We start from the raw sequence: 21,766 nt of genomic DNA, 5'->3' as shown, positions 1-21,766 counted from the left end.
CATGGTGTCAGGGATCAACACTCGAGCCCGCAACTCGATTCCGTCAGGAGAAACGTTGATCATCGACGCACACAGCCACGTCCACGACCCGCTCACCGATCACATCGCGGTGCTCGACGAGGCAGGCGTGGACAAGACCATCCTGTTCATGACCCGACCGCATCCCGAACGAGCCGGAAACCTCACCGAACTACGCGCAGAGATGGACCTGCTGACGCAGGCTCTCGCCGGCGGCGGCGCCCTCGGGCGCGAAACGGCCCGGCGCGAACTCGACGACGCCCTCGACGCATACCCGGACCGGTTCATCGGATTCGCCTCGGTACCGCTCGACACGCCCGATGCCGACGCGATCGTCGAACGCGAGGTAGTCGGGCGCGGACTGCGCGGCATCGGTGAGTTGACCCCGCCGCCGGATCAAGCAGCCCTGATCGAGCCGGTACTCCGCGCCGCCACCGACCACGATGGACTCCCTGTCGTCGTCCACGGCGCCGCACCCACGACCGCCGCCGACCTGCGCACCCTGACCGACCTCGCGCGGCGCTACCCCCGCGTGCCGCTCGTGGTATCCCAACTCGGCGGAGCGCACTGGATGGACGCAATCGAACTGGTTCGCGACACCCCGAATATGTACCTCGAATTGTCCACTGCCAGTATCGTTTTCGCGGTCCGCCTGGCCATAGCCGAAATTCCCGAGCGCACCCTCTTCGGCTCGGATGCCCCCTACGGCGACCCGGTCATCGCGCGCACCACCGTCGAACGCGCCACCCGCTCACCACACGTGCGTGAACTGGTCCTCGGCGCAACCGCGCGGCAGTTGCTGAGTTAGCTCGCGGCACCCGGCAAAGCCGCGGCGGCGTCCCGATCCAACAGCCATGTAGTGGATTCCGACCCGACGGCACCCGCCGCGGGGATCTCCACCGGATCCGCACCGGCAACCGCCGCGGCAACGGCTTCGGCCTTGGCGGCACCACCGACAACCAGCACAACATGGCGACTGTGCCGCACCGCGGGCAGCGTCAGCGTGACCCGCACCGCCGGCGGCTTCGGCGAATCCGGCACCGCGACAACGAGTTCATGCTGTTCCCGCACCGCATCGGTATGCGGGAACAGCGAATTCACATGCCCCTCGCCACCCATACCGAGCAGATGCAGATCGAAGGCCCCGTGCTCGGCCAGGTGCGCGTGCACCGCCGCCGCATACTCGGCGGCGGCTTCGACCGGATCCGGATACTCACCATCGGAGGTGGCAACCGGATGCACCCGCGACGGATCAACCGGCACATGATCCAGCAGCGCCTGCCGCGCCTGCAGATCATTGCGCTCCGAATCGCCCGCGGGCACGAATCGCTCGTCACCCCAGAACACATCGAGCATCGACCAGTCGATATCGCCGGGTGTCTTGCGGACCAATTCCAACAGTCCGATCCCGGTCCCACCGCCGGTCAACACCACCGATGCGGAGCCACGTGCCGCCTGTGCCGCCACCACGACCGCGACGAATCGCGTGGCCGCGGCGGCGATCAAGGCCTCGGTGTCGTCGTGTACTTCGACGGTGTTCGCGGGAAAGTTCGTGCGCTCACTCATAGGTCACCTTCTCGATTCCGGCGAGCGCCTCGGCATAGATCTCGTCGGCATCCAGCCGTCGCAGCTCCTCGGCGAGGCAGTCGCGAGTTTCTCGGCGCGCCAAGGCGATTCGCTGATCCGGGTCACCGGTGCGGGTCAGCGTCGCGGTGCGCCCGGTCTGCGGCCGCTCGATCGCGATGGACATCGTCGGGCGATGCACCTCCACCCGCAACGCGCCCGAGCGGCGCCGCACCGGACAGTCCAGCCGGGCGGCCAACCAGCCCGCGAGCATGTCCAGCGCGGGTTCGTCGCGCAGGCCGGAGACGATCACCGAATCCACCGGCTCGAACGGCGGTTCGTCCATGGCGGCCGCCAAGAGCGCCCGCCAGTAGGTGATGCGACTCCACGCCAGATCGGTATCCCCGGAGGCGTAGGAGCCGAGGCGCTTCTTGATCGTCGCCTGCGGGTCGGCGGCGAAGGTGGCGTCGGTGATGCGGCGAGTCGCCAAGCGTCCCACCGAATCCTTGGACGGGAACTCCGGCGCGCCACGCGGCCACCACGCCACCACTGGGGTGTCCGGCAGCAGGAACGGGATGACGACGCTGCTCTCGTGGTTGATCAGATCACCCTGCAGCCGCAGCACTATCACCTCGGCCGCACCCGCATCGCCGCCGACGCGGATCTGGGCATCCAATCGGGTCTCGGCCTCGCGATCCCCCCGCGCCAAAACAACCACGCGACAGGGATGTTCGCGGCTGGCGTCATTGGCGGCGTCGATGGCGTCTTCGGCCTCGGAGCTGTCCAGCGTGCACACGACCAGGGTCAGCACCCGGCCCATGGTGATCACACCATTGCTCTCCCGAAGGCGTACCAGGCGTTTGGTGACCTCGGAGGTGGTGGTCTGCGGCATATCGACGATCATGGCCGCCGCCATTCGCGCCCGGTGCGGGCCAACATCTCATCGGCCGAGGCCGGACCCCAGGTCCCCGCCTCGTACTGTTCGGGTTTGCCGTCGGCGGCCCAGTGCTCGAGCACCGGATCCAGGATGCGCCAGGACAATTCGACCTCCGCGTTCACCGGGAACAGGGACGGCACCCCGAGCAGCACATCGAGGATCAGGCGTTCGTAGGCCTCGGGGGAGGATTCGGTGAACGCCTCGCCGTAGCTGAAATCCATATTGACATCGCGCACTTCCATGCCCGACCCCGGCACCTTCGAACCGAAGCGGGTGGTGATGCCCTCATCGGGCTGCACCCGGATGACCAGTGCGTTCTGCCCGAGATCCTCGGTCATGGTCTGGTCGAACGGCAGATGCGGGGCCCGCTTGAACACCACCGCGATCTCGGTCACCCTGCGGCCCAAGCGTTTTCCGGTGCGCAGGTAGAACGGCACACCAGCCCAGCGTCGGGTGTCGACCTCGAGGGTGATCGCCGCGTAGGTTTCGGTGCGCGATTGCGGGTCGAAACCCTCCTCATCGAGCAGTCCGACCACATGCTCGCCGCCCTGCCAGCCTTCCGCGTACTGTCCGCGCGCGGTGGTTTCATCGAGAGGCTCGACGAGTTTGGTCGCCGAGAGCACCTTGATCTTCTCCGCCTGCAGCTGTTTGGGCTCGAAGCTGATCGGCTCCTCCATGGCGGTCAGCGCGAGCAACTGCAGCAGGTGGTTCTGGATGACATCGCGGGCCGCGCCGATACCGTCGTAATAGCCTGCGCGCCCGCCCAATCCGATGTCCTCGGCCATGGTGATCTGCACATGGTCGACGTAATTGGCATTCCAGATCGGTTCGTAGAGCTGGTTGGCGAACCGCAGCGCCAGGATGTTCTGCACCGTCTCCTTGCCGAGATAGTGATCGATGCGGAATACCGTCTCCTCCGGGAACACCCGGTTGACCAGCGCGTTGAGTTCGACCGCGCTGTCCAGATCGTGGCCGAACGGCTTCTCGATCACTACCCGGCGCCACGGCTTGCGGCCCTCGCCATTGGTTTTCGTCGGTTGGGCCAGTTTGTGCTCGGAGAGCTGATCGAGCACCACCGGGAACATATTCGGCGGAATCGACAGGTAGAAGGCGTGATTGCCGCCGGTGCCGCGGTCCTTGTCCAGCTTCGCCAGTACGTCGGCGAGTTTGGCGAAGGCGGAATCGTCGTCGAAGGAGCCCTGTACGAAGCGGATGCCCTCGGCCAGGTGGTCCCAGACCTCCTGCCGAAAGGGTGTGCGGGCGTGCGCTTTTACCGCGTCGAGCACGACATTCGCGAAGTCCTCGTCCGCATAGTCCCGGCGGGCGAATCCGACCAGCGCGAAGCCCGGGGGCAGCAGCCCCCGGTTCGACAGATCGTAGATGGCCGGCATCAGTTTCTTCCGGGACAGATCGCCGGTGACGCCGAAGATCACCATGCTGCACGGTCCCGCGATGCGGGGGACCCGCTTATCCCGCTTGTCGCGGAGCGGGTTCTTCCAGGTATTCGTCTGAGTGCCGGCCATCGGGTCAGTTATCCCCGGACTTGGCCAGTTCGCCTGCCGTGGCGGAAAGCAGCTCCTCCCACGACTTCTCGAACTTCTCCACACCCTCGCGCTCGAGCACCTCGAAGACGTCATCGAGGTCGATGCCGACCGCGGTGAGCTTGTCGAAGACCTCCTGCGCGGCCGCGGCGGTACCGCTGACGGCGTCGCCACGGATCTCGCCGTGATCGGCGACCGCCTCGAGGGTCTTCTCCGGCAGCGTATTCACCGTATTCGGCGCGACCAGTTCGGTGACATACAGCGTGTCCGAGTATTCCGGATTCTTCACACCCGTCGAAGCCCACAGCGGCCGTTGCCGATTCGCACCGGAGGCGGCCAGGTGCGCGTAGGTCGAGGTGTGCGCTCCACCGTCGAAGACGTCCTGGTATTCGGCGTAGGCCAGGCGCGCGTTGGCGACACCCGCCTGTCCGCGCAGTGCCAGCGCTTCCGGTGTACCGATCGTCTCGAGTCGCTTATCGATCTCGGTATCCACGCGGGAGACGAAGAACGAAGCGACCGAATGGATCTTGGCCAGGTCGTGGCTGGTGGCCTTGGCTCCGCGCAGACCATCGAGGTAGGCGCCCATCACCTGGCGGTAGCGCTTGACCGAGAAGATCAGGGTCACGTTGACGCTGATGCCCTCCGCGATCACCCGGGTAATTGCGGGCAGGCCCGCCTCGGTGGCCGGAATCTTGATGAACAGGTTGGGCCGGTCCACCGTCTTCCAGAGGTCGATCGCCTGCGCGACCGTCTGCTCGGCGTCGAAGGCCAGGCGCGGGTCGACCTCGATGGAGACCCGGCCGTCGACACCGTTGCTGGCCTCGTAGACCCCGGCCAGCACGTCGCAGGCCGCACGCACATCGTCGGTGGTGATGGTCCGGATCGCGGAATCCACATCCGCGCCCTGGGCGGCAAGCTCTTTCACCTGGCCGTCGTAGGCGTGCCCCTGGCTCAGGGCGCCCTGGAAGATGGTCGGATTGGTGGTGACGCCGACGACGCTGCGGGTTTCGATGAGCTCGGCCAGGTTCCCGGACTGAATCCGGTCCCGCGACAGATCATCGAGCCACACCGAGACGCCCGCGGCGGAGAGGGCGGCGAGGTTTTCGTTCTGTGCCATGAGCTCTTATCCCTTCACGTTTTCCAGGGTGCGCTGCGCGGCAGCGACTACGGCTTCCGCGGTGATCCCGAACTCGCGGAACAGGGTCTTGAAATCGGCCGAGGCACCGAAGTGCTCGATCGAAACGATCTCGCCCGCGTCACCGGTGAACCGGTACCACGGCATCGCGATTCCGGCCTCGACGGCCACGCGAGCGGCGACCGCCGGCGGCAGCACCTCGTCCCGATATGCCTTGTCCTGCGCGTCGAACCACTCCACACACGGCATCGAGACCACGCGGGTGCCGATGCCCTGCGCCTCCAGCGTAGTGCGGGCGGCGACCGCGAGTTGGAGCTCGGATCCGGTCGCGATCAGGATTACCTGCGGGGTGCCGGTGGACGCCTCGGCCAGCACGTAGCCGCCCTTCTTGACGCCCTCGTAGCTGGTGCCTTCGACGATCGGCAGATCCTGGCGGGTCAGCGCGAGCGCGGACGGCCCGTCCTGGTGGGCCGGTTCGGAGACCGAGAAGTGCGAGGTGTGCTCGCTGCTGTCGCGCTCGAGGATGGTGCGCCAGGCGTAGGTGGTCTCGTTGGCATCGCCGGGGCGGACCACGTTCAGACCCGGAATCGCGCGTAGCGCGGCCAGATGTTCGATCGGCTGATGCGTCGGGCCGTCTTCACCGAGGCCGATGGAGTCGTGCGTCCACACGTAGATCGCGGGCACCCGCATCAGCGCGGCCAGGCGCACGGCCGGGCGCATGTAGTCGGAGAAGACCAGGAAGGTGCCGCCGTACGGACGGGTCGGTCCGTGCAGGGCGATGCCGTTCAGGATCGCGCCCATGGCGTGCTCGCGCACACCGAAGTGCAGGGTGCGGCCGTACGGGTTGGCCTTCCACATGCCGGTCGAGATCGACTCCGGACCGAAGCTCGGCGCGTCGGGCATGGTGGTGTTGTTGGATTCGGCGAGGTCGGCCGAACCGCCCCACAGCTCCGGCAGCACCGGCGCCAGCGCGGCGAGCACCTTGCCGGACGCCTTGCGGGTGGCCATACCCTTCGGATCCGCCGCGTAGGTCGGCAGATTCGCGGCCCAGCCTGCGGGCAGCTCACGCTTGGCGAGCCGATCGAACAGCGCCTTGTTCTGCGGGTTCGCGGCGGCCCACGCGTCGAACTGCTGCTGCCAGGCCGCATGCGCCTGCTGGCCGCGGTCGATGACCTTGCGGGTGTGCGCGATGACATCGTCGTCGACCTGGAAGTTCTTTTCCGGGTCGAAGCCGAGGATCTTCTTGGTGGCGGCCACTTCGTCGGCGCCGAGTGCGGCGCCGTGCGCGGCGCCGGTGTTCATCTTGTTCGGGGCGGGGAAGCCGATGATGGTGCGCAGCACGATGATCGACGGCTTACCGGTCTCCGCCTTGGCCGCGGCCAGCGCCGCCTCGATGGCGACGACGTCCTCACCGCCCTCGACCACCTGCACGTGCCAGCCGTAGGCCGCGTAGCGCTCGGCGACATCCTCGGTGAAGGCGATGGTGGTGTCGTCCTCGATGGAGATCTTGTTGTCGTCGTAGATCACGACCAGGTTGCCCAGCTGCTGGGTGCCCGCGAGCGAGGAGGCCTCGGAGGTGACGCCCTCCTCCATATCACCGTCGGAGGCGATGACGTAGATGAAGTGGTCGAACGGGCTGGTGCCCGGTGCGGCATCCGGGTCGAACAGACCGCGCTCGCGCCGTGCCGCCATCGCCATACCGACCGCGGAGGCCAGACCCTGACCCAGCGGGCCGGTGGTGATCTCGACGCCGTCGGTGTGGCGGAATTCGGGGTGGCCCGGGGTGAGCGAGCCCCACTTGCGCAGGTGCTCGAGATCGTTCAGCTCCAGACCGTATCCGGCCAGGTAGAGCTGGATGTACTGGGTGATGCTGGAGTGACCGCAGGACAGTACGAAGCGGTCCCGGCCGACCCAGCTCGGATCGCTCGGGTCCAGGCGCATGGTGCGCTGGTAGAGCGTGTAGGCCAGCGGTGCGAGGCTCATCGCGGTGCCGGGGTGCCCGTTCCCGGCGTTCTGCACCGAATCGGCGGCTAGAACCCGAACGGTGTCGACGGCCTTGGTGTCCAGATCCGTCCAGTCGTCCGGGTGATGCGGCTGAGTGAGGGCGCGGATGTCGTCTGTGACTGACACGACCGAGGTTCTCCTGACATTGTTTCGTCGACGGTGGCGGAGGGGTGCGCGCACGGCAGCTGTGGAATGCGAACCGGGTTTACCCCAACCACCCTAGATGTGCCCGATGACCGGCATGTGAGGAACCCGGCTTAGTTCGGGTGTCGAATTGCTCCGACAGCGTGCCGCAGCGAGGGGCTATGGAAAGAAGGCTGTGCGGCTGGGTCTACCATCGTCTGTAGTAGTTGCCGCCTCGCACCAGCTCGAGCAGGGAGCGCGGCGGTGGTTTCATGCCGGATGCGATGCACAGCGTGCGAGGAGAGACAGTGCGGATTGGGCAACAGCCGGGTGGCGATGGTGCACACGGCTCCTCCGCGACGGCGCTGGCCGACCGGTTGACCGGCGACGGCCTGCTGTCCCGACTACTGCGGCGACCGCTCGCCTATATCGCGTTGACCAAGCCGCGCGTCATCGAGCTGCTACTGGTCGCGACGATTCCGACGATGCTGTTGGCCGATCGCGGCCATGTCGATATCCGGCTGATTCTGGTCACGCTGTTCGGCGGTTGGATGGGCGCCGCCAGCGCCAATACGCTCAACTGCGTCGCCGACGCCGATATCGACAAGGTGATGAAGCGGACAGCGAAGCGGCCGCTGGCCAGGGCGGCAGTGCCGACCTCGCACGCCTTCGTCTTCGGTGTCACGCTCGGCATCGGGTCGTTCGCCTGGCTGTGGTGGCAGGCGAATCTGCTGAGCGGCCTGCTGGTCGTCGCGACGATCCTGTTCTACGTCTTCGTGTACACCCTCGGTCTCAAGCGCCGCACCTCGCAGAACGTGGTGTGGGGCGGCGCGGCCGGATGTATGCCCGCGCTGGTCGGCTGGTCGGCGGCGACCGGAAATATCGGCTGGCCGGCGATCGCGCTGTTCGGTGTCATCTTCTTCTGGACGCCGCCGCACACCTGGGCATTGGCCATGCGCTACAAGGAGGACTACCGCGCGGCCGGCGTGCCGATGCTGCCGGTCGTGGCCACCGAGCAGGCCGTCACCAAGCAGATCGTCATCTACACCTGGCTCACCGTGCTCACCACCCTCGCGCTGGTCCCCGCGACCGGTGTGGTCTACGCGGCCGTCGCGCTGGTGGCCGGGGCGTGGTTCCTGCTCATGGCGCACCAGCTGTACTCCGGTGTGCGGCGCGGTGAATCGGTGAAGCCGCTGCGACTGTTCCTGCAGTCCAACAACTATCTGGCCGTGGTGTTCTGTGGTCTCGCGGTGGATTCGGTGCTCGGGTGGGACACGATCGGCAGCTTCTTCGGCTGAATCAGCCGATATATCCGTCGGGCCGGACCAGTACGGTGGTGCCGTCGACCGCGTCGTAGGCGGTGAAGGCGTGACCGTCCACATCCACGACGTGCTGTCCGGTCGCCTTGTCACCGGGGCGGATCACCGTGTACACCTCGACACCTGGTTCGGGCGGTACGTCGGTTTCGCCGAATGACAGCAGCGTCGCATGCGGTCCGCGGAACAGGTCGAACAGTCGAATCGGCCGCCCCTCGGCATCTTTGACCGGTGCGTCGGGTGCGCGGTCACCGGCGACCAGCACGCCGTGGTCGGCGGGATCTCGGTAGCTGATATCCAATTGACGCGTCTCCGCACCACGCTGCATGGCATCCTCGGCACCGTCGACCAGCTTGTCCAGCAGTTCGGCACTGATCCCGAGCACCCGTGCGGCTACTGTGCGGCGTTCGGATTCGTAACTGTCCAGCAGTGATTCGTCGCCCGCGACGGCGGCGGCGAGCTTCCAGCCGAGGTTGTAGGCATCCTGGATACCGGTGTTCATGCCCTGTCCGCCGGTGGGCGGATGCACATGTGCGGCGTCGCCCGCGAGGAATACCCGACCCTCCCGGAATCGTTGCGCCAGACGGATATTCGGCCGCCATACTGTCGCCCAGGTGAGATCGGTCAGGACGATATCCAGACCGGCATAGCGGTCGACGAACTCCTGCAGCACCTCGAGGGTGGGCTCGGCGTCGGTGTCCAATGGCGCACCGAATTGGAACTGGCTGCCACCGGGCAACGGGGACAACATGATTCCCTCCATCGGCCGACCGGCCGCGGCGAACCAGTAGCCGTAGGCGTGATCGAGCGCATCGGCGCCGACATCGCCCAGCAATATCCGGATCGAATCGTCGGTGGTGCCTTCGAATGGAATGCCGAGTGTCTTACGGACGGTGCTTTTCCCGCCGTCTGCGCCGACCAGATAGGCGACGCGCAACGTCTCGATGACACCGTCGTGCGCCAATTCGACGCTGACACCCGTCTCGTCCTGTTCGAAAGTGACCAGCGCCGTGGCGAGTTCGACCCGAACGCCGAACTCCGCGAGCCGGTCACGCAGGATCGCCTCGGTCCGCGACTGCCCGAGCACCCAGAGGTTGGGGTAGGGGACCGAGGGCGTCGGCTCGACTGGTTCGGCCATCCGATGTTCGCCCGCGAATTCACCGCCGAAGTGCGCGCGGATCACCGGCGACGGTGATCCGGCCCGGCGGACCGCATCCAGCACGCCGAGGTCGTCGAAAACCTCGAGCGTGCGCGGCTGGATACCGTCGCCGCGCGATCCGGCGAAGAATTCGGTGGCCCGGTCGATGATGCGCACCGGAATATTGCGGCGGGCCAGGTCGATGGCGAGGGTGAGGCCGGTGGGGCCGGCGCCCGCGATGAGTACTTGTGTTTGGTCGTGCACGATATCTCCGTACCGAATTGCGTTGGTTGGTTGGCTACCGTCGACCGATCAATCCGGGGCGACGACGGCCCGAGTGGCGCCGAATTGCGCGGCGGCCCAAGCGTCTTCGACCTTCGAGAGCGGGAACTCCTGCACCGCGGTGTCCAACCGGCCATCGGCGATCAACTGCATGTACTCGGGGGTGGCGGCCAGGATCGACTGCACCGACGCGGATCCGGCCCCCGCTACCGGAGATCGTGATGCGACGGCTGCGCAACAGCGCCGCCGGAACGGCCGCCTCGGCACCTGCGGTGGCGCCGATCTGGATGTATGCGATATCCGCGTCGTCCTCGGTCAGGCCTTGGCGTCCGAGGGCCGCGAAGGCGGCCTCGGCCGGTGTGCCCCACACATAGTCGAGCACCAGGCTCGGCGACACCGTCCCGATCGCCTCGGCCAGCGCCGACGCGGTGGCGTCCTTGTCGTCGTGCAGCGTGACCGTGGTCGCGCCGTATCCCGCCGCCCGCTCGAGTGCCGACCGATTGCGTCCGGCGGCGATCACCCGGTCCGCGCCGAGCACGAAGGCGTTCTGCACGGCCAGCAGACCTGCGGCCCCGGTGGCCCCGAGGATCAGCACGGTGCCGAGCTTCTGGTCGGGCAGTGTGTCGCGGCGCTCGCGCAGGACCAGCCACGAGGACAATCCGGGGTTGAGTCCACCGGCGATCCGCGCGGGATCGGCGCCGGTCGGGAGCGGAATCCGCATCCGCGCGGGCACCGCCATGCGTTCGGCCAGCGTGCCGTAGGGAGCCTGCAGGAAACCGGCGTAGACGAGCGCGCCGTCGGCGGTGCGCGCCACCGCGTCGATGCCCGGGATCAGGGGATAGGCGTCGGTGCTGCCGTAGTGCGTACCGGCCGCCAGCGATCGAACGATCGGATGAATGCCCGCCGCCACCAGCTCGGCCAGCTCCCGGCCTTCGGTCACCTCCGGCTCGTCGAAGTCGGCATACACAGGACTTTCGCCGGCGCTGCGCAGGACTGCTGCTTTCATGATCCTCACCAATCTGAATTGAAATTCACTGAATCTGAATTCAGTATGGAGGTTGATAGGTTTTCGTGTCAAGGAGGTGGTGTGAGTGACGTCGAGTCGCCGGGAAAAGTCCGCAGAGACCGAACAGGCACTGAAGGATGCGGCGCGGCGGGTGTTCGCCGAACGCGGCTACTTGAACACCAAGATCACCGACATCACTGCGGCCGCTGGGCGTGCGGCCGGGTCGTTCTACAACCACTTCGCGAGCAAGGAGGAGCTACTCCAGGCGCTGCTGAACGATCTGGCGAGTGCCGGGGACGAGCGCGCGGAGCAGCCCGAACACAAATCCGATTTCAGTGATCCGGAGGCGGTGCGGTACCACATCGCCGGGTATTGGTCCTTCTCGCGGGAACATGGGGCGGTGATGCGCGCGATTGCTCAGGCGGCGATCGTCAGCGAGGATTTCGCTCGGGTGTTCGGACAGTTCGGGGTCGAACAGCGCGCAGATATCGCCGATCATCTGGATGGCCTGGCCGACAAGGGATTACGGCTGCCCAGCAGTGTCGATGCCAGTCTGGCGATGATGTTCCAGGTCACCCAGGGGATGTTGGCGGCGGTCGAGGACGGTTCCGTCACGCTGACGGATGAACAGGCGATCGAGGGTTTGACGCGGTTCATTTACCGTGGCCTGACCGGGCAGGACTACTGATCCGGCGGATCTGATTGCCGGGCTGCGAAACCGGCTCGGCAGCACCCGAGAGTGCGAATCCGGTTGCCATATAGCGGAATAGATCTGTCAGCGGCCTGGGTGCGAATCGAGCTGCCGGGCCGGGAAACCGGCTCGTCAGCGGCCGGGGGTGCGATCGGGCTGCCGGGCGGCGGAATAGATCCGGCAGCGGCCGGAGGTGCGAATCGGGCTGCTGGGCAATGGATTCCAGGCGCCAACGGCCGCGCCGGTGCACGGCCGTTGGCGTGTGGTTAAGGCAGCAGGACGATCGAGCCGGTGGTCTTGCGGCCCTCGAGATCGCGGTGCGCCTGCTCGGCTTCGGCCAGGGGATACGTGGCACCGATCCGTACATGCAGTGTTCCGTCGGCGATCGCGGTGAGGATATCGGTTGCGCGCCAGAGCAATTCGGCACGGTCGCGGGTGTAGTGCACCAGCGTGGGGCGGGTGACGAACAGCGACCCCGCCGGGTTGAGGCGCTGCAGATCGAAGGGCGGTACCGAGCCGCTGGCCGCGCCGAAGAGGGCCAGCGTGCCGCGCACCCGCAGCGATGCGAGGCTGGCCTCGAAGGTGGCCGCGCCGACACCGTCGTATACGGCCGCGACGCCGACGCCCGCGGTGCGTGCGCGGACCTGATCGGCGAGATCATCGCTGTAACGCAGCACTTCGCTCGCGCCCGCCTCACGGGACAGTTTTTCCTTCGCGTCCGAGGAGACGGTGGTGATCACCCGCACCCCGCGCGCGACGGCGAGCTGAGTGAGAATAAGACCGACGCCGCCCGCGCCCGCGTGCACCAGCACAGTCTCACCGGGTTCGGGCTTGTAGATCGATTCGATCAGGTAGTGCGCTGTCATACCCTGCAGCAGCGCCGAGGCGGCGACCGGTGCGTCGACACCGTCGGGCACCTTGACCGCGACCGCCGCCGGTACGGCGACCCGCTGGGCATAGCTGCCGGGTGCGGCCGCCCAGGCGACTCGGTCGCCGACTGCGAATTCGGTCACATTCGTGCCGACCTCGGCTACCACACCGGTGCCCTCGGCGCCGGGAATATAGGGCACCGCCTGCGGGTAGCGGCCGGTACGGATATAGGTATCGATGAAGTTGATGCCGATCGCCTCGGTGTCGACGAGCAGCTGATCCGGACCTATCTGCGGATCCGGCACCTCGACGTAGTTCAGGACTTCGGGACCGCCGTGCTCGGAAACCTGAATAGCGCGCATGAGATCCGTTCTACACCCACGGGGGCTGGACCCGAACGTACCGGTCAGTAAACTAGCGCCATGAGTGTTGAAGCCGCCGCCCCAGTGCAGCTGTCGGGTTCCCTAGTGGATTCGGTCAAGGGATTCGTCGCCGAGCACGGCGGCTCCGCCACGGCCGTGCTGCAGCCGATCGGCCGCGCGGGCGTGCGCGTCACCCTGGTCGGCTCCGACGGTGTCCTCGGTGACCGAGTGGTCGACGATCTGGCGACCGCCAAGGAATTGGTCGAGACCATCAACGGCCTGACCGAGGCCGATGAATGGGACCGCGAGCTGATCTCGGTGGTCACGCCGCGCAAGGGGCACTGGGCCAAGATGGCCGGTTGGGTTGCCCGGCAGACCCGTTTTCCCAAGGCGCGCAACGAGAACTGAGCCGTTCAGGCTTTCGTGGTCGCGCCGTCCAGTTCGCGAGTCCGGCGTGGGGCGGCGTGCAGGACCAGCCGCGTGACCGGGCCCGCGAAGATGCCCGCGAGCCGGGTAAAGGGCCAGATGCCCAGGATCAGCAGCAGGATCAATCCCCGCGCCTGGTAGATGAGCGGTGCATGCTGCATGGCCTCGGGATACGGATCGATGGTGACCAGCGAGCGGAACCATGCGAAAAGCGTTTCGCCGGTTCGATATTCGCGCGCCACCGTGGTCGGATCGTATTCGATGATCACTCCGGACAGCAGCGCGGCCGTCAGGGCCGGGAACGTGATGCGGTCCAGCGGGGTGATCACGGGACGCGACGGGCCCGTGATCAGATCCGGCAGGAACAGCAACACCGCCCCGACCGTGGCCGCGGCGACACCGCCGATCTGCACGATCGTGGTGACCACGTGCAGCGCACCGGAGGGTCGGGCGTGTGGTTCGGCGGTGATCACATTGATCAGGCGGGTGAGGACTATGAGGCACACCCCGGACCGAAAAGCCGTCGATCCGAACCGTTGGCTGCGGTCCATCTCCGGATAACCGGTATAGCTGCGGAACCCGTCGCGCCGGTAGCGCCACACATGACCGAGGACGAACGACACGAACGCGCCATAGGGCAGCGCGATCCACAACAGCGATGTCACGGCGAGTTCGCTTTCCGCATACCGATGATCAGACGTATCACGGTCGCAGAGACACCGAATGCCGAACAAGGGACCAATGGCCCTTACCGAAGGGTACTTCGGTTACCGAAGAGTGCTTCGGGCATCGGCGGCGAATCGTTCGCGGATCGCCGCCGACTCGCGGTCTACTTCGGGAGTTCGACCTCGCCGTTCTGGTGCCCGTTCGTACTGAGATTCATTGCGGGCAGCAGAGATTCGCGTGCGATCGAGGTGAGCGCACCCGCCTGCTGAATGATCTCGGCCAATGCCGAGGTGACACCTTGTGCGCCGTTCAACACCGTGAACTGATCGACGTGCTCGAACGGTGCCGCCGCTGCGGCGACGATCTGCGGGAGCTTCTCGGCGATCTGCTGTGCGATGACGGCCTCCTGGTTCTGGCTCATCGCCTCGGCGCGCTGCTGGATACCCGCGGCCTCGGCGGCCATATGCGCGCGCACGGCGTCTGCCTCGGCCAGACCCCTGGCCTTGATGGCGTCTGCCTCGGCCTGACCGGTGAGCCGGGTGGCCTCGGCCTCGGCGGCGGCCCGCAGTTTGATCGCCTCGGCCTCGGCGAGTGCCTGCATTTTCGTCTGTGCCGCAGCGGCTTCCGCGCGCAAACGGGTCTCCTGGGCATCGGCCTCAGCTTGGCTGATCCGCGCGTCGCGGCCCGCGGTGGCCAGGGTGGTCTGGCGATAGGCCTCGGCATCCGCCGGCTTGCGGATCTCGACCTGCAGCTGCTGTTCCTTCTGCTGTGCTTCGAGTTGTGCGACGCGCGTTGCCATTTCGACGACCGCCTGGCGGGCCTTGGCATCGGCGAGCGGGCCCTGCTGGGCGGCTTCCTGACTCGCGCTGTCCACCTCGGCCTGATAGCCGGCCTTCTTGATCTGGGTGTCACGCATTGCGAGTGCGATCTGGGCCTGTGCTGCCTGTTCCTGTTCGATGGCCTCGCGCTCGGCATTGGCGCGGGCGATGCGGGCCTGCTGCTCTACTGCGGCCTGATGCGGAATCGCAAGATTGGCAATGTAATTCGAGCCGCTGGCAATGGACTGGATCTGGAAGCTGTCGATCACTAGGCCGAAGGACTCCATCTCCTGCGAGCACCGGTCGCGGACCTGCTCGGAGAATTTGTCCTGGTCGCTGATCATATCCTCGACGGTCATCGAACCCGCGATCGCGCGCAGATGGCCGACGAAGACATTCTGCACCTTGGTTTCCAGCTCCTCGGCCGGGCGGTCCAGGAACCGGCGGGCCGCGTTTGCGATGGACCGGTAGTCGTCACCGACCTTGTAGACCACCACACCGGCCAGCTGCAGACTGATCTTCTGCTGGCTCACGCAGGGGACGGTGATCTGACTTTCGTGCGCCTCCAACGAGATTCGGCGCACCTTGGTCAGTCCGGGTGCCACCAGACTGCCGCGTCCGGTGACGATCCGGAAGCCCATGCTCTCGCCGAAGGACTGTCCTTCGCCCGCGCGGAACCCGGAGATGATCAGTGCCTCATCGGGTTCGGCGACCCGCCAGGACAGCCGGAACAGCACGGCGGCCAGGAACAGCACAACAACGGCGATGCCGACGACGACCAGTATCAGGACGTCCATGATGAACCTTCATTTCAAGGGAGTGACTTCAACCGTGCGCCCACCCAGGCTCCCGACCACGAGCACCTGGGTATGCCTCGGAATGGTTGTCGCCCCGTCGGCAGGGCGTGCGAGAAATCGCTCGGTGCCCGCCCGCACCTCGATCAGAACTTCGCCGAGATGGTCCGGCTTGATCGTCGCGGTGACGCGGGCGATCTTGCCGATCACGTCTGTCGCCACCGACACCTCCCTGCCGCGGTTCGACCACTCCACGTTAGACCGCGCGGTTTCCGAGAGCCGTTGGCGCAAGCGATCTTTACGTTTCCCTTATGCCCTCTGGTCTCGTGCCCTGTCTCGAGTCAGCCCAGCGCTTTGACGATCGCCGCGGCCAGCGGTGCCGACGATGCGGGATTCTGGCCGGTGTAGAGATTGCGATCGATCTCGATATGCGGTGCCCACGGCTCGCCCTCGCGGAAATCGACGCCGAGCTCGACCAGCCGATCCTGCAGCAGCCACTTGGCCTTATCGGCGAATCCGGCTTGTGCCTCTTCGGCATTGGTGAATCCGGTGACCTGGTAGCCGACGAACGGGGAATCGCCGTCGATGGCGGTCGCGAGCAGCGCGGCGGGCGCGTGGCAGACGACACCGAGCGGTTTGCCCGAGGCCAGCGCGGCATTGAGCAGGGCGCCTGAGTCGGCATTCACCGACAGATCTTCCATCGGGCCGTGTCCGCCCGGGTAGTACACGGCGTCGTATTCGGCCAGGTCGACATCCTCGAGCCGGATCGGGCTGCGCAGTTCTGCCGCATCGGCCAGGCTCTCGGCGATCTCCGCGGCACCGTCCGCACCGCCGTTGACCTCGGGTGCGAGACTGCCCTGGTCGACCGTCGGCACGACGCCACCGGGAGTGGCCACCACAATCTCGTGACCCGCCGCCTTGATGGCCTTATACGGCGCCACGACCTCTTCGGCCCAGTAGCCGGTCGGATGTTTCGTGCCATCGGCGAGCGTCCAGTAGTCGACGCCGGTCATGACGAAAAGAACCTTCGACATCGTGTGCCTCCTGATCGGGGATTGGTCGACGTGCTGACGTGGCATATGCAGGGTGTCAGTTCGTCACGATATCGACGTTAGGCACACATTCATCGAAGCACCAATAGGATCGCCTATAAGAGACATCGGAATATTGATGGGTCTCCGGTTGCGGGTATGGGCGGCGTCCGGATCGTAGAGTAGGGGACGATGAACGCGGATAAGGCGAGTGAGTTGGCGGCTCGGCGGGTCGGCGCCGCGCATGCCGACGCGCAGCACCGCGTGGCGCTGGCCGAGAGCTGCTATCCGCCCGCGCTGCGCGGCTACGGTCGCGCCGAAATCGCCTTCCTGCGTTGGGAACTCGCGCGCGGCGTACTCGATCCGGAGACCGGCAGCCCATGGTGGCGCGCCATCAACGACCGTCTGTTGCACGACAAACTCGAGGCCGCACTGCTACATCAGGCCGGTATCCGCGACGCGTCGACACCGGGTGCCCGGCTATGGCTCGAATTCCTCATCTCGCCTTCTCCCGCGGCGTGGTACCGGGCGCACAACCGCAGCATCGTCTCGGGCTATTTGGAGCATCAGGAGTTGGCCGAGGCCGAACTGCCCGCCGAGCGATTGATGATCAATGTGACGCTGATGCGGGTGCTGTTCACCCATGTGCTGGTGGCGCGGCCGACGCTGGCGCTGGGCCGGTTCGGGCGCCTCGGCGGCTGGTCGGCCGATCCGCGCCGCAGCTCGGTTCGCCTGTTCCTCGACCTGCGGAATGCCTTTCCCGAGGTGTATCCGCTGACGGAATTATCGGTCGAGGCGGTGCTCGCGCTGGAGGGCCGCGTCGCACGAGCGCTCGACTATGGACTGATCGTCCCCAAGCTGGAGCAGGTATATGCCTTCGCCGCGGAACATCTGGACGAACCGATGATCGTCGGACTCGTCGAGAACGGCGATCCGTGTTACGCGGGATTGCGCATCCAGCGTGTGCGGCTGGCATCGGATGTGCTGATCAGGACGCTCGCGCGGGCGACTCGGCCGCGGCCGTGATCTGTCCGGCGACCCATCGGCGCCGACGGTGTGCCAGGGGCCGTCAGTAATCGCCGCGCACAAGGTTTTTCGGAGGTTGCCCAGCCACGTATCGAATGATTTCCGCGGTGACTACGGCGTAGGCACGGTCGAGACTGCCTCGGCTACTGCCTGCGACGTGCGGCGTGAGCAGTAGACCGGGCGCTGCCCACAGCGGGTGATCGGATGGCAGTGGCTCGGGGTCGGTGACGTCCAAGGCGGCACGAAGCCGCCCCGAGTCGAGTTCGGCGAGTAGTGCTTCGGTCTGCACGATGGGACCCCGCGCGACATTCACCAATATCGCGCCATCTGCCATCGCGGCGAGGAATTGCGCATCGACCATGCCGATGGTCTGCTCGGTCACCGGAACCATCAGTACGACGGCGTCGAAGTCGCCGAGCAGTGTCGGCAATTCGTCGACGCCGTGCACCCCGTCTCTGGCCGTCGTGCCGACCAGCGTCAAGGTGGCATCGAAAGCCTCGAGCCTGCGGCGCAATTCGATACCGAGATCACCCGCGCCGATGCCGAGAATTCGCTTGCCAGCCAGGGTGTCGGTCTGGTGGTACTGCCAGTGGCGGTGCCGTCGGGCATCGGCGAACTCGAACAGATCGCGATAGATAGTCAGCAGGGCCGCGACAACCCATTCCGCGGAACTGCCACCATGCGCGCCGCGGGCATTCGACAGCATTACCCCATCGGGCAGCCTACCGATCCACCGTTCGGTCCCGGCGGTGAGCATCTGCACCAGCCGCAACTTCGGCAGTCCGGCCAGATCGATCGATTCGGGACCGGTGAGAAACGCCGGAACCAGCACCTCCGCCAATTCCGCTGCGGTGGGCAACGGTTCACCCGGCGTGTACCGTACCGGGCGAATCCCATCGAGCCGGGCCAGCACGCCGACTCCGTAATCGTCTGGCACAAGGACAGTGACCGGCATGTCTGCCAGACTAACCGCGGCCGCCGTTACGGTCACGAATTGCATCCGATCATCGGATCTTTTCCCGTGATATCAACCTCTGGCACCGCCGAAGCGGGCCAGTGCCTCGAGGATCGCGCGGTCCACGGCGGGACTGCCGGTATGGCCGGAGTCATCGATCACGCGCAGTTCGGCGCTCGGCCAGGCCCGCGCTAATTGCCACGCTGAATAGAGGGGTCCGGACAGGTCGAGGCGGCCGTGAATCAGCACGGCCGGGATTCCGGCGAGCCTATGCGCCTCGCGCAGCAGGACGCCGTCATCGAGCCACGCGGCATTGGCGAAGTAGTATGTACAGATCCGCACAAACGCCACCATCGCATCGTCGGCCTTGGCGCTGTATTGCCCAGGAGCGCCGAGGTTTTCATGTGCTATGACCGCATCCTCCCAGGCGCACCAGTCCCGCGCGGCCTTGGTGCGGACCGCGGCGTCCGGGCTGTTCATGAGCCGGTTGTACGCCGCGACCAGATTCCCGTCGCGTTCGGCTGCGGGCACTCCGTCCCGAAACGCCGCCCATGGGCCCGGCAGCAGCCGCGCGACACCGTGATATAGCCAATCGATCTCTTCGGGGCGAGTCATCGTGACGCCGACGAGTACGACCGCACCGACCCGTTCCGGATAGCGCTGCGCGTACGCCAGGATCAAGGTGGATCCCCATGATCCGCCGTACAGCAGCCACCGATCGATACCGAGATGTTCGCGCAGCCGCTCCATATCCGCGATCAAATGCGCAGTGGTGTTGTGCGCCATATCGACAGTGGGATCGCAGGCATGTGGCACGCTCTGCCCGCATCCGCGCTGATCGAACAATACGATCCGATACACGCTGGGGTCGAACAACTTTCGGGATCCGCGTCGCCCACCGCCGCCCGGGCCACCATGCACCACAAGCGCGGGTTTGCCTTTCGGGTTCCCGCTGGTCTCCCAATAGATCTGATTCCCATCGCCCACGTCGAGGAGTCCGTGCGCATACGGCTCGATTTCTGGAAAGAGCTGGGCCGCTTGGGTGCCCGCCCCTACTGGATTCATCGTTGCTGCGGTAACCGACCCGGCTGCGCTCATGACCGCTCCTGTCGACGTCGACGCTTCGCCACCCCGGATGCTGTCGGCAATCTGTGGCTCAATGCCAGCTTGCCTGTCGAACGGGATCCACTGCCCGGCTTTTGCGCACCGGGATACGTATGCATCGGGCGCGCCGGGTTTCGAATCTCCGTTTCGATGGGGGTTCGGGAGCGATACAGCGCCGCGGGTTCGAGCCGTCTACGCCGACTGTTCGGCCGTGGTCGGAACCGGTGCTTGGATGCGTTCGCGGGTTCGCAACGAAGCCCACAGCGCCGCGGTGGCTGCGGTGCAGGCTGCGGCGCCGCCGACGTGGGTGGCGACCAGGGCGGCGGGCACGTCGGTGAAGTACTGCACGACGCCGACCAGGGACTGGGCGCAGACCAGGGCGAGCAGGACGAACAGGCGGGTACGGACGGTGGGGGTGATGCCGACGGCGAAGAGGCCGAAGGCCAAGCCGATGAGCAGTGCGAGATAGCCGACGAGCAACTGCGAGTGCAGATGTACCAGGGTGACGATCTCGACCTGGAGGCGTTCGACCGGTCGTTCGATGCTCTTATCGCCCGCGTGCGGTCCGGCGCCGGTGACCAGCGTCCCGGCGATGAGGACCCCGGCGAGCGCGACCCCGCTCAGCCCGGTGAGCCAGCGCAGCGGCGCGGGCGCCTGGATTACTTCGATGCCGTCATCGGGTTCGCTGACCTTCGCGAACATGACCACCGCGACCCACACCATCAGCATCGACGCCAGCAGATGCACCGACACCGTCCACCACAGCAGACCGGTGCGCACGGTGATACCGCCGATGATCGCCTGCAGCACCGTCCCGCCCGGCATCAACCACGCGTACACGAGCACCTCGCGACGGCGACGGGCCCGGGTGACGGCGAGCACGATGAGCGCCGCGCACAGTGTCACCGCGAAGGTCAGCATGCGGTTGCTGAATTCGACGGTCTGATGCAGCACCGGAACCTCGGCCACACCGGTCGGGGTGAAACTGCCCGGGAAGCACTGCGGCCAGGTCGGGCATCCGAGTCCGGAGGCCGTGACCCGCACGATCGCACCGGTGACGGCGATACCCGCCTGGGAGACGATGACCGCGATGGCGATCAGTCGCTGCACCCGCAACGAGGGCAGCGGGAGTAGATCGACGAGTCGCAGGAATGCGCGATTCAGCACCCAACGATCGTAGCCGGGCCACTTCAGCCACCCGCACCCGGTCTACTACATCCCGTCGTTGCCGCCTGAGCGAGATCGGGCGGCCGCCTTGGCGACATCGATCGAGAGGCCCCGCCGCGATCTCGAGCGGACTAGTCGAAGCGGAAGAAGCGGGTGGCGAGGAAGCCGGAGATCCCACCCCATGCGGCGAGGACGGCAATGCCGAACCAGTCGATGCTGGTGCGCATGGCGTCTTCCAGCGTGACGGCCAGCGCCCCGGACGGCACCAACCGCACGAGCACATTCACCGCCGAAGGCAGATCGTCGGATGCGAACACGATGCTCGCAATGCCGAGCATGACGAACCACAGAATATTCGCCAGCGCCAGCACGATCTCCGCCTTGAGCGTGCCGCCGAGCAGCAGACCCATTGCCGCGAAAGTGGCTGTGCCGAGCGCGATCACCAGCGCGCCGAGTGCGAGCCCGGCGAGTTCCGGTCGCCAGCCGAGCGCGAATCCGATGGCTCCCAACAGAATTGCCTGCATCACCACCACGATCAGCACCGCGGCGCTCTTGCCCGCCACAATGCCCCAGCGGGGGAGTGGGGTCGCGCCGAGGCGTTTGAGCGCACCGTAGCGCCGGTCGAATCCGACCGCGATGGCCTGTCCGGTGAAGGCGGTCGACATGACCGCGACCATCATGACCGCGGGCACGATCTTGTCGACCCGGTCCTCGCCGAGGTCCCCGAACGGCAACAGACTGAGCCCGACCAGCAGGGTGATCGGAATGAACATGGTGAGCAGCAGCTGTTCGC

At 66.4% G+C, this 21,766-nt stretch carries 21 protein-coding genes; 5 read left to right on the top strand and 16 right to left on the bottom strand.

Going from position 1 to position 21,766, the window contains the following annotated elements; all coding sequences use genetic code 11:
* Positions 1-55: 55 nt before the first annotated feature.
* On the top strand, positions 56-826 hold the full coding sequence (locus tag ON44_RS19380) for an amidohydrolase family protein (RefSeq protein WP_040692034.1): 771 nt from the start codon (positions 56-58) through the stop codon (positions 824-826).
* Here ON44_RS19380 and pgl read toward each other — a convergent pair.
* The 5 genes from pgl to tkt are packed head-to-tail and all read right to left on the bottom strand — an operon-like array spanning position 823 to position 7,324.
* Entirely contained in the window at positions 823-1,584 is a 762-nt protein-coding gene (gene pgl / locus ON44_RS19375; RefSeq protein ID WP_040692033.1) for a 6-phosphogluconolactonase, read from the bottom strand. The two genes, ON44_RS19380 and pgl, sit on opposite strands and share 4 nt — an antisense overlap.
* Entirely contained in the window at positions 1,577-2,485 is a 909-nt protein-coding gene (gene opcA, locus ON44_RS19370; protein ID WP_040692050.1) for a glucose-6-phosphate dehydrogenase assembly protein OpcA, read from the bottom strand. The genes pgl and opcA overlap by 8 nt, the downstream gene beginning before the upstream one ends.
* Entirely contained in the window at positions 2,482-4,041 is a 1,560-nt protein-coding gene (zwf, locus tag ON44_RS19365; RefSeq protein WP_040692032.1) for a glucose-6-phosphate dehydrogenase, read from the bottom strand. The genes opcA and zwf overlap by 4 nt, the downstream gene beginning before the upstream one ends.
* A 4-nt stretch (positions 4,042-4,045) precedes the next feature.
* Complete coding sequence (gene tal, locus ON44_RS19360; protein ID WP_040692031.1) at positions 4,046-5,176, bottom strand: transaldolase; 1,131 nt, start codon at positions 5,174-5,176, stop codon at positions 4,046-4,048.
* Between the two features lie 6 nt (positions 5,177-5,182).
* Positions 5,183-7,324 (bottom strand): transketolase, encoded by a 2,142-nt coding sequence (tkt, locus tag ON44_RS19355; RefSeq protein WP_040692030.1) that lies wholly within the window; start codon positions 7,322-7,324, stop codon positions 5,183-5,185.
* Positions 7,325-7,629: 305 nt separating this feature from the next.
* Between tkt and ON44_RS19350 the strand changes: the two genes are divergently transcribed.
* Positions 7,630-8,619 (top strand): heme o synthase, encoded by a 990-nt coding sequence (locus tag ON44_RS19350; RefSeq protein ID WP_040692049.1) that lies wholly within the window; start codon positions 7,630-7,632, stop codon positions 8,617-8,619.
* A 1-nt stretch (position 8,620) separates the two neighbouring features.
* Here the strand turns inward: ON44_RS19350 and ON44_RS19345 are convergent, their stop codons facing one another.
* Together ON44_RS19345 and ON44_RS19340 are read right to left on the bottom strand one after the other, a co-directional pair.
* Positions 8,621-10,039 carry an FAD-dependent monooxygenase gene (locus ON44_RS19345; RefSeq protein WP_040692028.1) on the bottom strand — a complete coding sequence of 473 codons (1,419 nt, stop codon included), beginning with the start codon at positions 10,037-10,039 and terminating at the stop codon, positions 8,621-8,623.
* A 34-nt stretch (positions 10,040-10,073) separates the two neighbouring features.
* Positions 10,074-11,063, bottom strand: a complete 990-nt coding sequence (locus ON44_RS19340; protein ID WP_218007609.1) for a quinone oxidoreductase family protein — start codon at positions 11,061-11,063, stop codon at positions 10,074-10,076.
* 85 nt (positions 11,064-11,148) lie between these two features.
* On the opposite strand from ON44_RS19340, the gene ON44_RS19335 reads away from it, so the two are divergent.
* On the top strand, positions 11,149-11,751 hold the full coding sequence (locus ON44_RS19335) for a TetR/AcrR family transcriptional regulator (protein ID WP_040692027.1): 603 nt from the start codon (positions 11,149-11,151) through the stop codon (positions 11,749-11,751).
* A 269-nt stretch (positions 11,752-12,020) separates the two neighbouring features.
* Here ON44_RS19335 and ON44_RS19330 read toward each other — a convergent pair whose 3' ends face one another.
* On the bottom strand, positions 12,021-12,986 hold the full coding sequence (locus tag ON44_RS19330) for a quinone oxidoreductase family protein (RefSeq protein ID WP_040692026.1): 966 nt from the start codon (positions 12,984-12,986) through the stop codon (positions 12,021-12,023).
* Between the two features lie 60 nt (positions 12,987-13,046).
* On the opposite strand from ON44_RS19330, the gene ON44_RS19325 reads away from it, so the two are divergent.
* Positions 13,047-13,394 (top strand): hypothetical protein, encoded by a 348-nt coding sequence (locus ON44_RS19325; protein WP_040692025.1) that lies wholly within the window; start codon positions 13,047-13,049, stop codon positions 13,392-13,394.
* Between the two features lie 5 nt (positions 13,395-13,399).
* Here ON44_RS19325 and ON44_RS19320 read toward each other — a convergent pair whose 3' ends face one another.
* The 4 genes from ON44_RS19320 to ON44_RS19305 all read right to left on the bottom strand — a co-directional run bounded on the left by ON44_RS19320 (position 13,400) and on the right by ON44_RS19305 (position 16,724).
* Positions 13,400-14,077, bottom strand: coding sequence for a respiratory nitrate reductase subunit gamma (locus tag ON44_RS19320; RefSeq protein ID WP_157187220.1), 678 nt, complete (start codon positions 14,075-14,077; stop codon positions 13,400-13,402).
* 164 nt (positions 14,078-14,241) lie between these two features.
* Complete coding sequence (locus ON44_RS19315; RefSeq protein ID WP_040692021.1) at positions 14,242-15,693, bottom strand: SPFH domain-containing protein; 1,452 nt, start codon at positions 15,691-15,693, stop codon at positions 14,242-14,244.
* A gap of 9 nt (positions 15,694-15,702) precedes the next feature.
* Positions 15,703-15,912 carry an NfeD C-terminal domain-containing protein gene (locus ON44_RS19310; protein WP_218007608.1) on the bottom strand — a complete coding sequence of 70 codons (210 nt, stop codon included), beginning with the start codon at positions 15,910-15,912 and terminating at the stop codon, positions 15,703-15,705.
* Positions 15,913-16,031: 119 nt separating this feature from the next.
* Positions 16,032-16,724 carry a type 1 glutamine amidotransferase domain-containing protein gene (locus tag ON44_RS19305; RefSeq protein WP_040692020.1) on the bottom strand — a complete coding sequence of 231 codons (693 nt, stop codon included), beginning with the start codon at positions 16,722-16,724 and terminating at the stop codon, positions 16,032-16,034.
* Positions 16,725-16,913: 189 nt separating this feature from the next.
* Here ON44_RS19305 and ON44_RS19300 point away from each other — a divergent pair, with 189 nt between their 5' ends.
* Positions 16,914-17,747 carry a hypothetical protein gene (locus ON44_RS19300; RefSeq protein WP_051182197.1) on the top strand — a complete coding sequence of 278 codons (834 nt, stop codon included), beginning with the start codon at positions 16,914-16,916 and terminating at the stop codon, positions 17,745-17,747.
* Between the two features lie 43 nt (positions 17,748-17,790).
* Here the strand turns inward: ON44_RS19300 and ON44_RS19295 are convergent, their stop codons facing one another.
* The 4 genes from ON44_RS19295 to ON44_RS19280 form a co-directional block, all read right to left on the bottom strand.
* Positions 17,791-18,702, bottom strand: coding sequence for a 2-hydroxyacid dehydrogenase (locus ON44_RS19295; RefSeq protein WP_085998569.1), 912 nt, complete (start codon positions 18,700-18,702; stop codon positions 17,791-17,793).
* A 72-nt stretch (positions 18,703-18,774) separates the two neighbouring features.
* On the bottom strand, positions 18,775-19,767 hold the full coding sequence (pip, locus tag ON44_RS19290; RefSeq protein WP_040692018.1) for a prolyl aminopeptidase: 993 nt from the start codon (positions 19,765-19,767) through the stop codon (positions 18,775-18,777).
* A gap of 231 nt (positions 19,768-19,998) precedes the next feature.
* Positions 19,999-20,973 (bottom strand): COX15/CtaA family protein, encoded by a 975-nt coding sequence (locus ON44_RS19285; RefSeq protein ID WP_040692017.1) that lies wholly within the window; start codon positions 20,971-20,973, stop codon positions 19,999-20,001.
* A gap of 131 nt (positions 20,974-21,104) precedes the next feature.
* A partial coding sequence (locus tag ON44_RS19280) for an ABC transporter permease (RefSeq protein ID WP_040692015.1) occupies positions 21,105-21,766 on the bottom strand: 662 nt, incomplete at its 5' end.

Origin of the sequence: Nocardia vinacea NBRC 16497 (genome assembly GCF_000308835.1) — a bacterium.
GTDB classification, from domain to species: Bacteria; Actinomycetota; Actinomycetes; order Mycobacteriales; family Mycobacteriaceae; genus Nocardia; species Nocardia vinacea.
The sequence above is the reverse complement of the archived record's forward strand: the minus strand, read 5'-3'. Positions and strand labels throughout refer to the sequence as shown.

Bases quoted from the DNA above. Each gene is read 5' to 3' on its own strand.
- ON44_RS19340 (WP_218007609.1), bottom strand. From the start codon at position 11,063: ATGAAAGCAGCAGTCCTGCGCAGCGCCGGCGAAAGTCCTGTGTATGCC.
- ON44_RS19315 (WP_040692021.1), bottom strand. From the start codon at position 15,693: ATGGACGTCCTGATACTGGTCGTCGTCGGCATCGCCGTTGTTGTGCTG.
- tal (WP_040692031.1), bottom strand. From the start codon at position 5,176: ATGGCACAGAACGAAAACCTCGCCGCCCTCTCCGCCGCGGGCGTCTCG.
- opcA (WP_040692050.1), bottom strand. From the start codon at position 2,485: ATGATCGTCGATATGCCGCAGACCACCACCTCCGAGGTCACCAAACGC.
- zwf (WP_040692032.1), bottom strand. From the start codon at position 4,041: ATGGCCGGCACTCAGACGAATACCTGGAAGAACCCGCTCCGCGACAAG.
- pip (WP_040692018.1), bottom strand. From the start codon at position 19,767: ATGAATCCAGTAGGGGCGGGCACCCAAGCGGCCCAGCTCTTTCCAGAA.
- ON44_RS19305 (WP_040692020.1), bottom strand. From the start codon at position 16,724: ATGTCGAAGGTTCTTTTCGTCATGACCGGCGTCGACTACTGGACGCTC.
- ON44_RS19330 (WP_040692026.1), bottom strand. From the start codon at position 12,986: ATGCGCGCTATTCAGGTTTCCGAGCACGGCGGTCCCGAAGTCCTGAAC.
- ON44_RS19325 (WP_040692025.1), top strand. From the start codon at position 13,047: ATGAGTGTTGAAGCCGCCGCCCCAGTGCAGCTGTCGGGTTCCCTAGTG.
- pgl (WP_040692033.1), bottom strand. From the start codon at position 1,584: ATGAGTGAGCGCACGAACTTTCCCGCGAACACCGTCGAAGTACACGAC.
- ON44_RS19295 (WP_085998569.1), bottom strand. From the start codon at position 18,702: ATGCCGGTCACTGTCCTTGTGCCAGACGATTACGGAGTCGGCGTGCTG.
- ON44_RS19300 (WP_051182197.1), top strand. From the start codon at position 16,914: ATGAACGCGGATAAGGCGAGTGAGTTGGCGGCTCGGCGGGTCGGCGCC.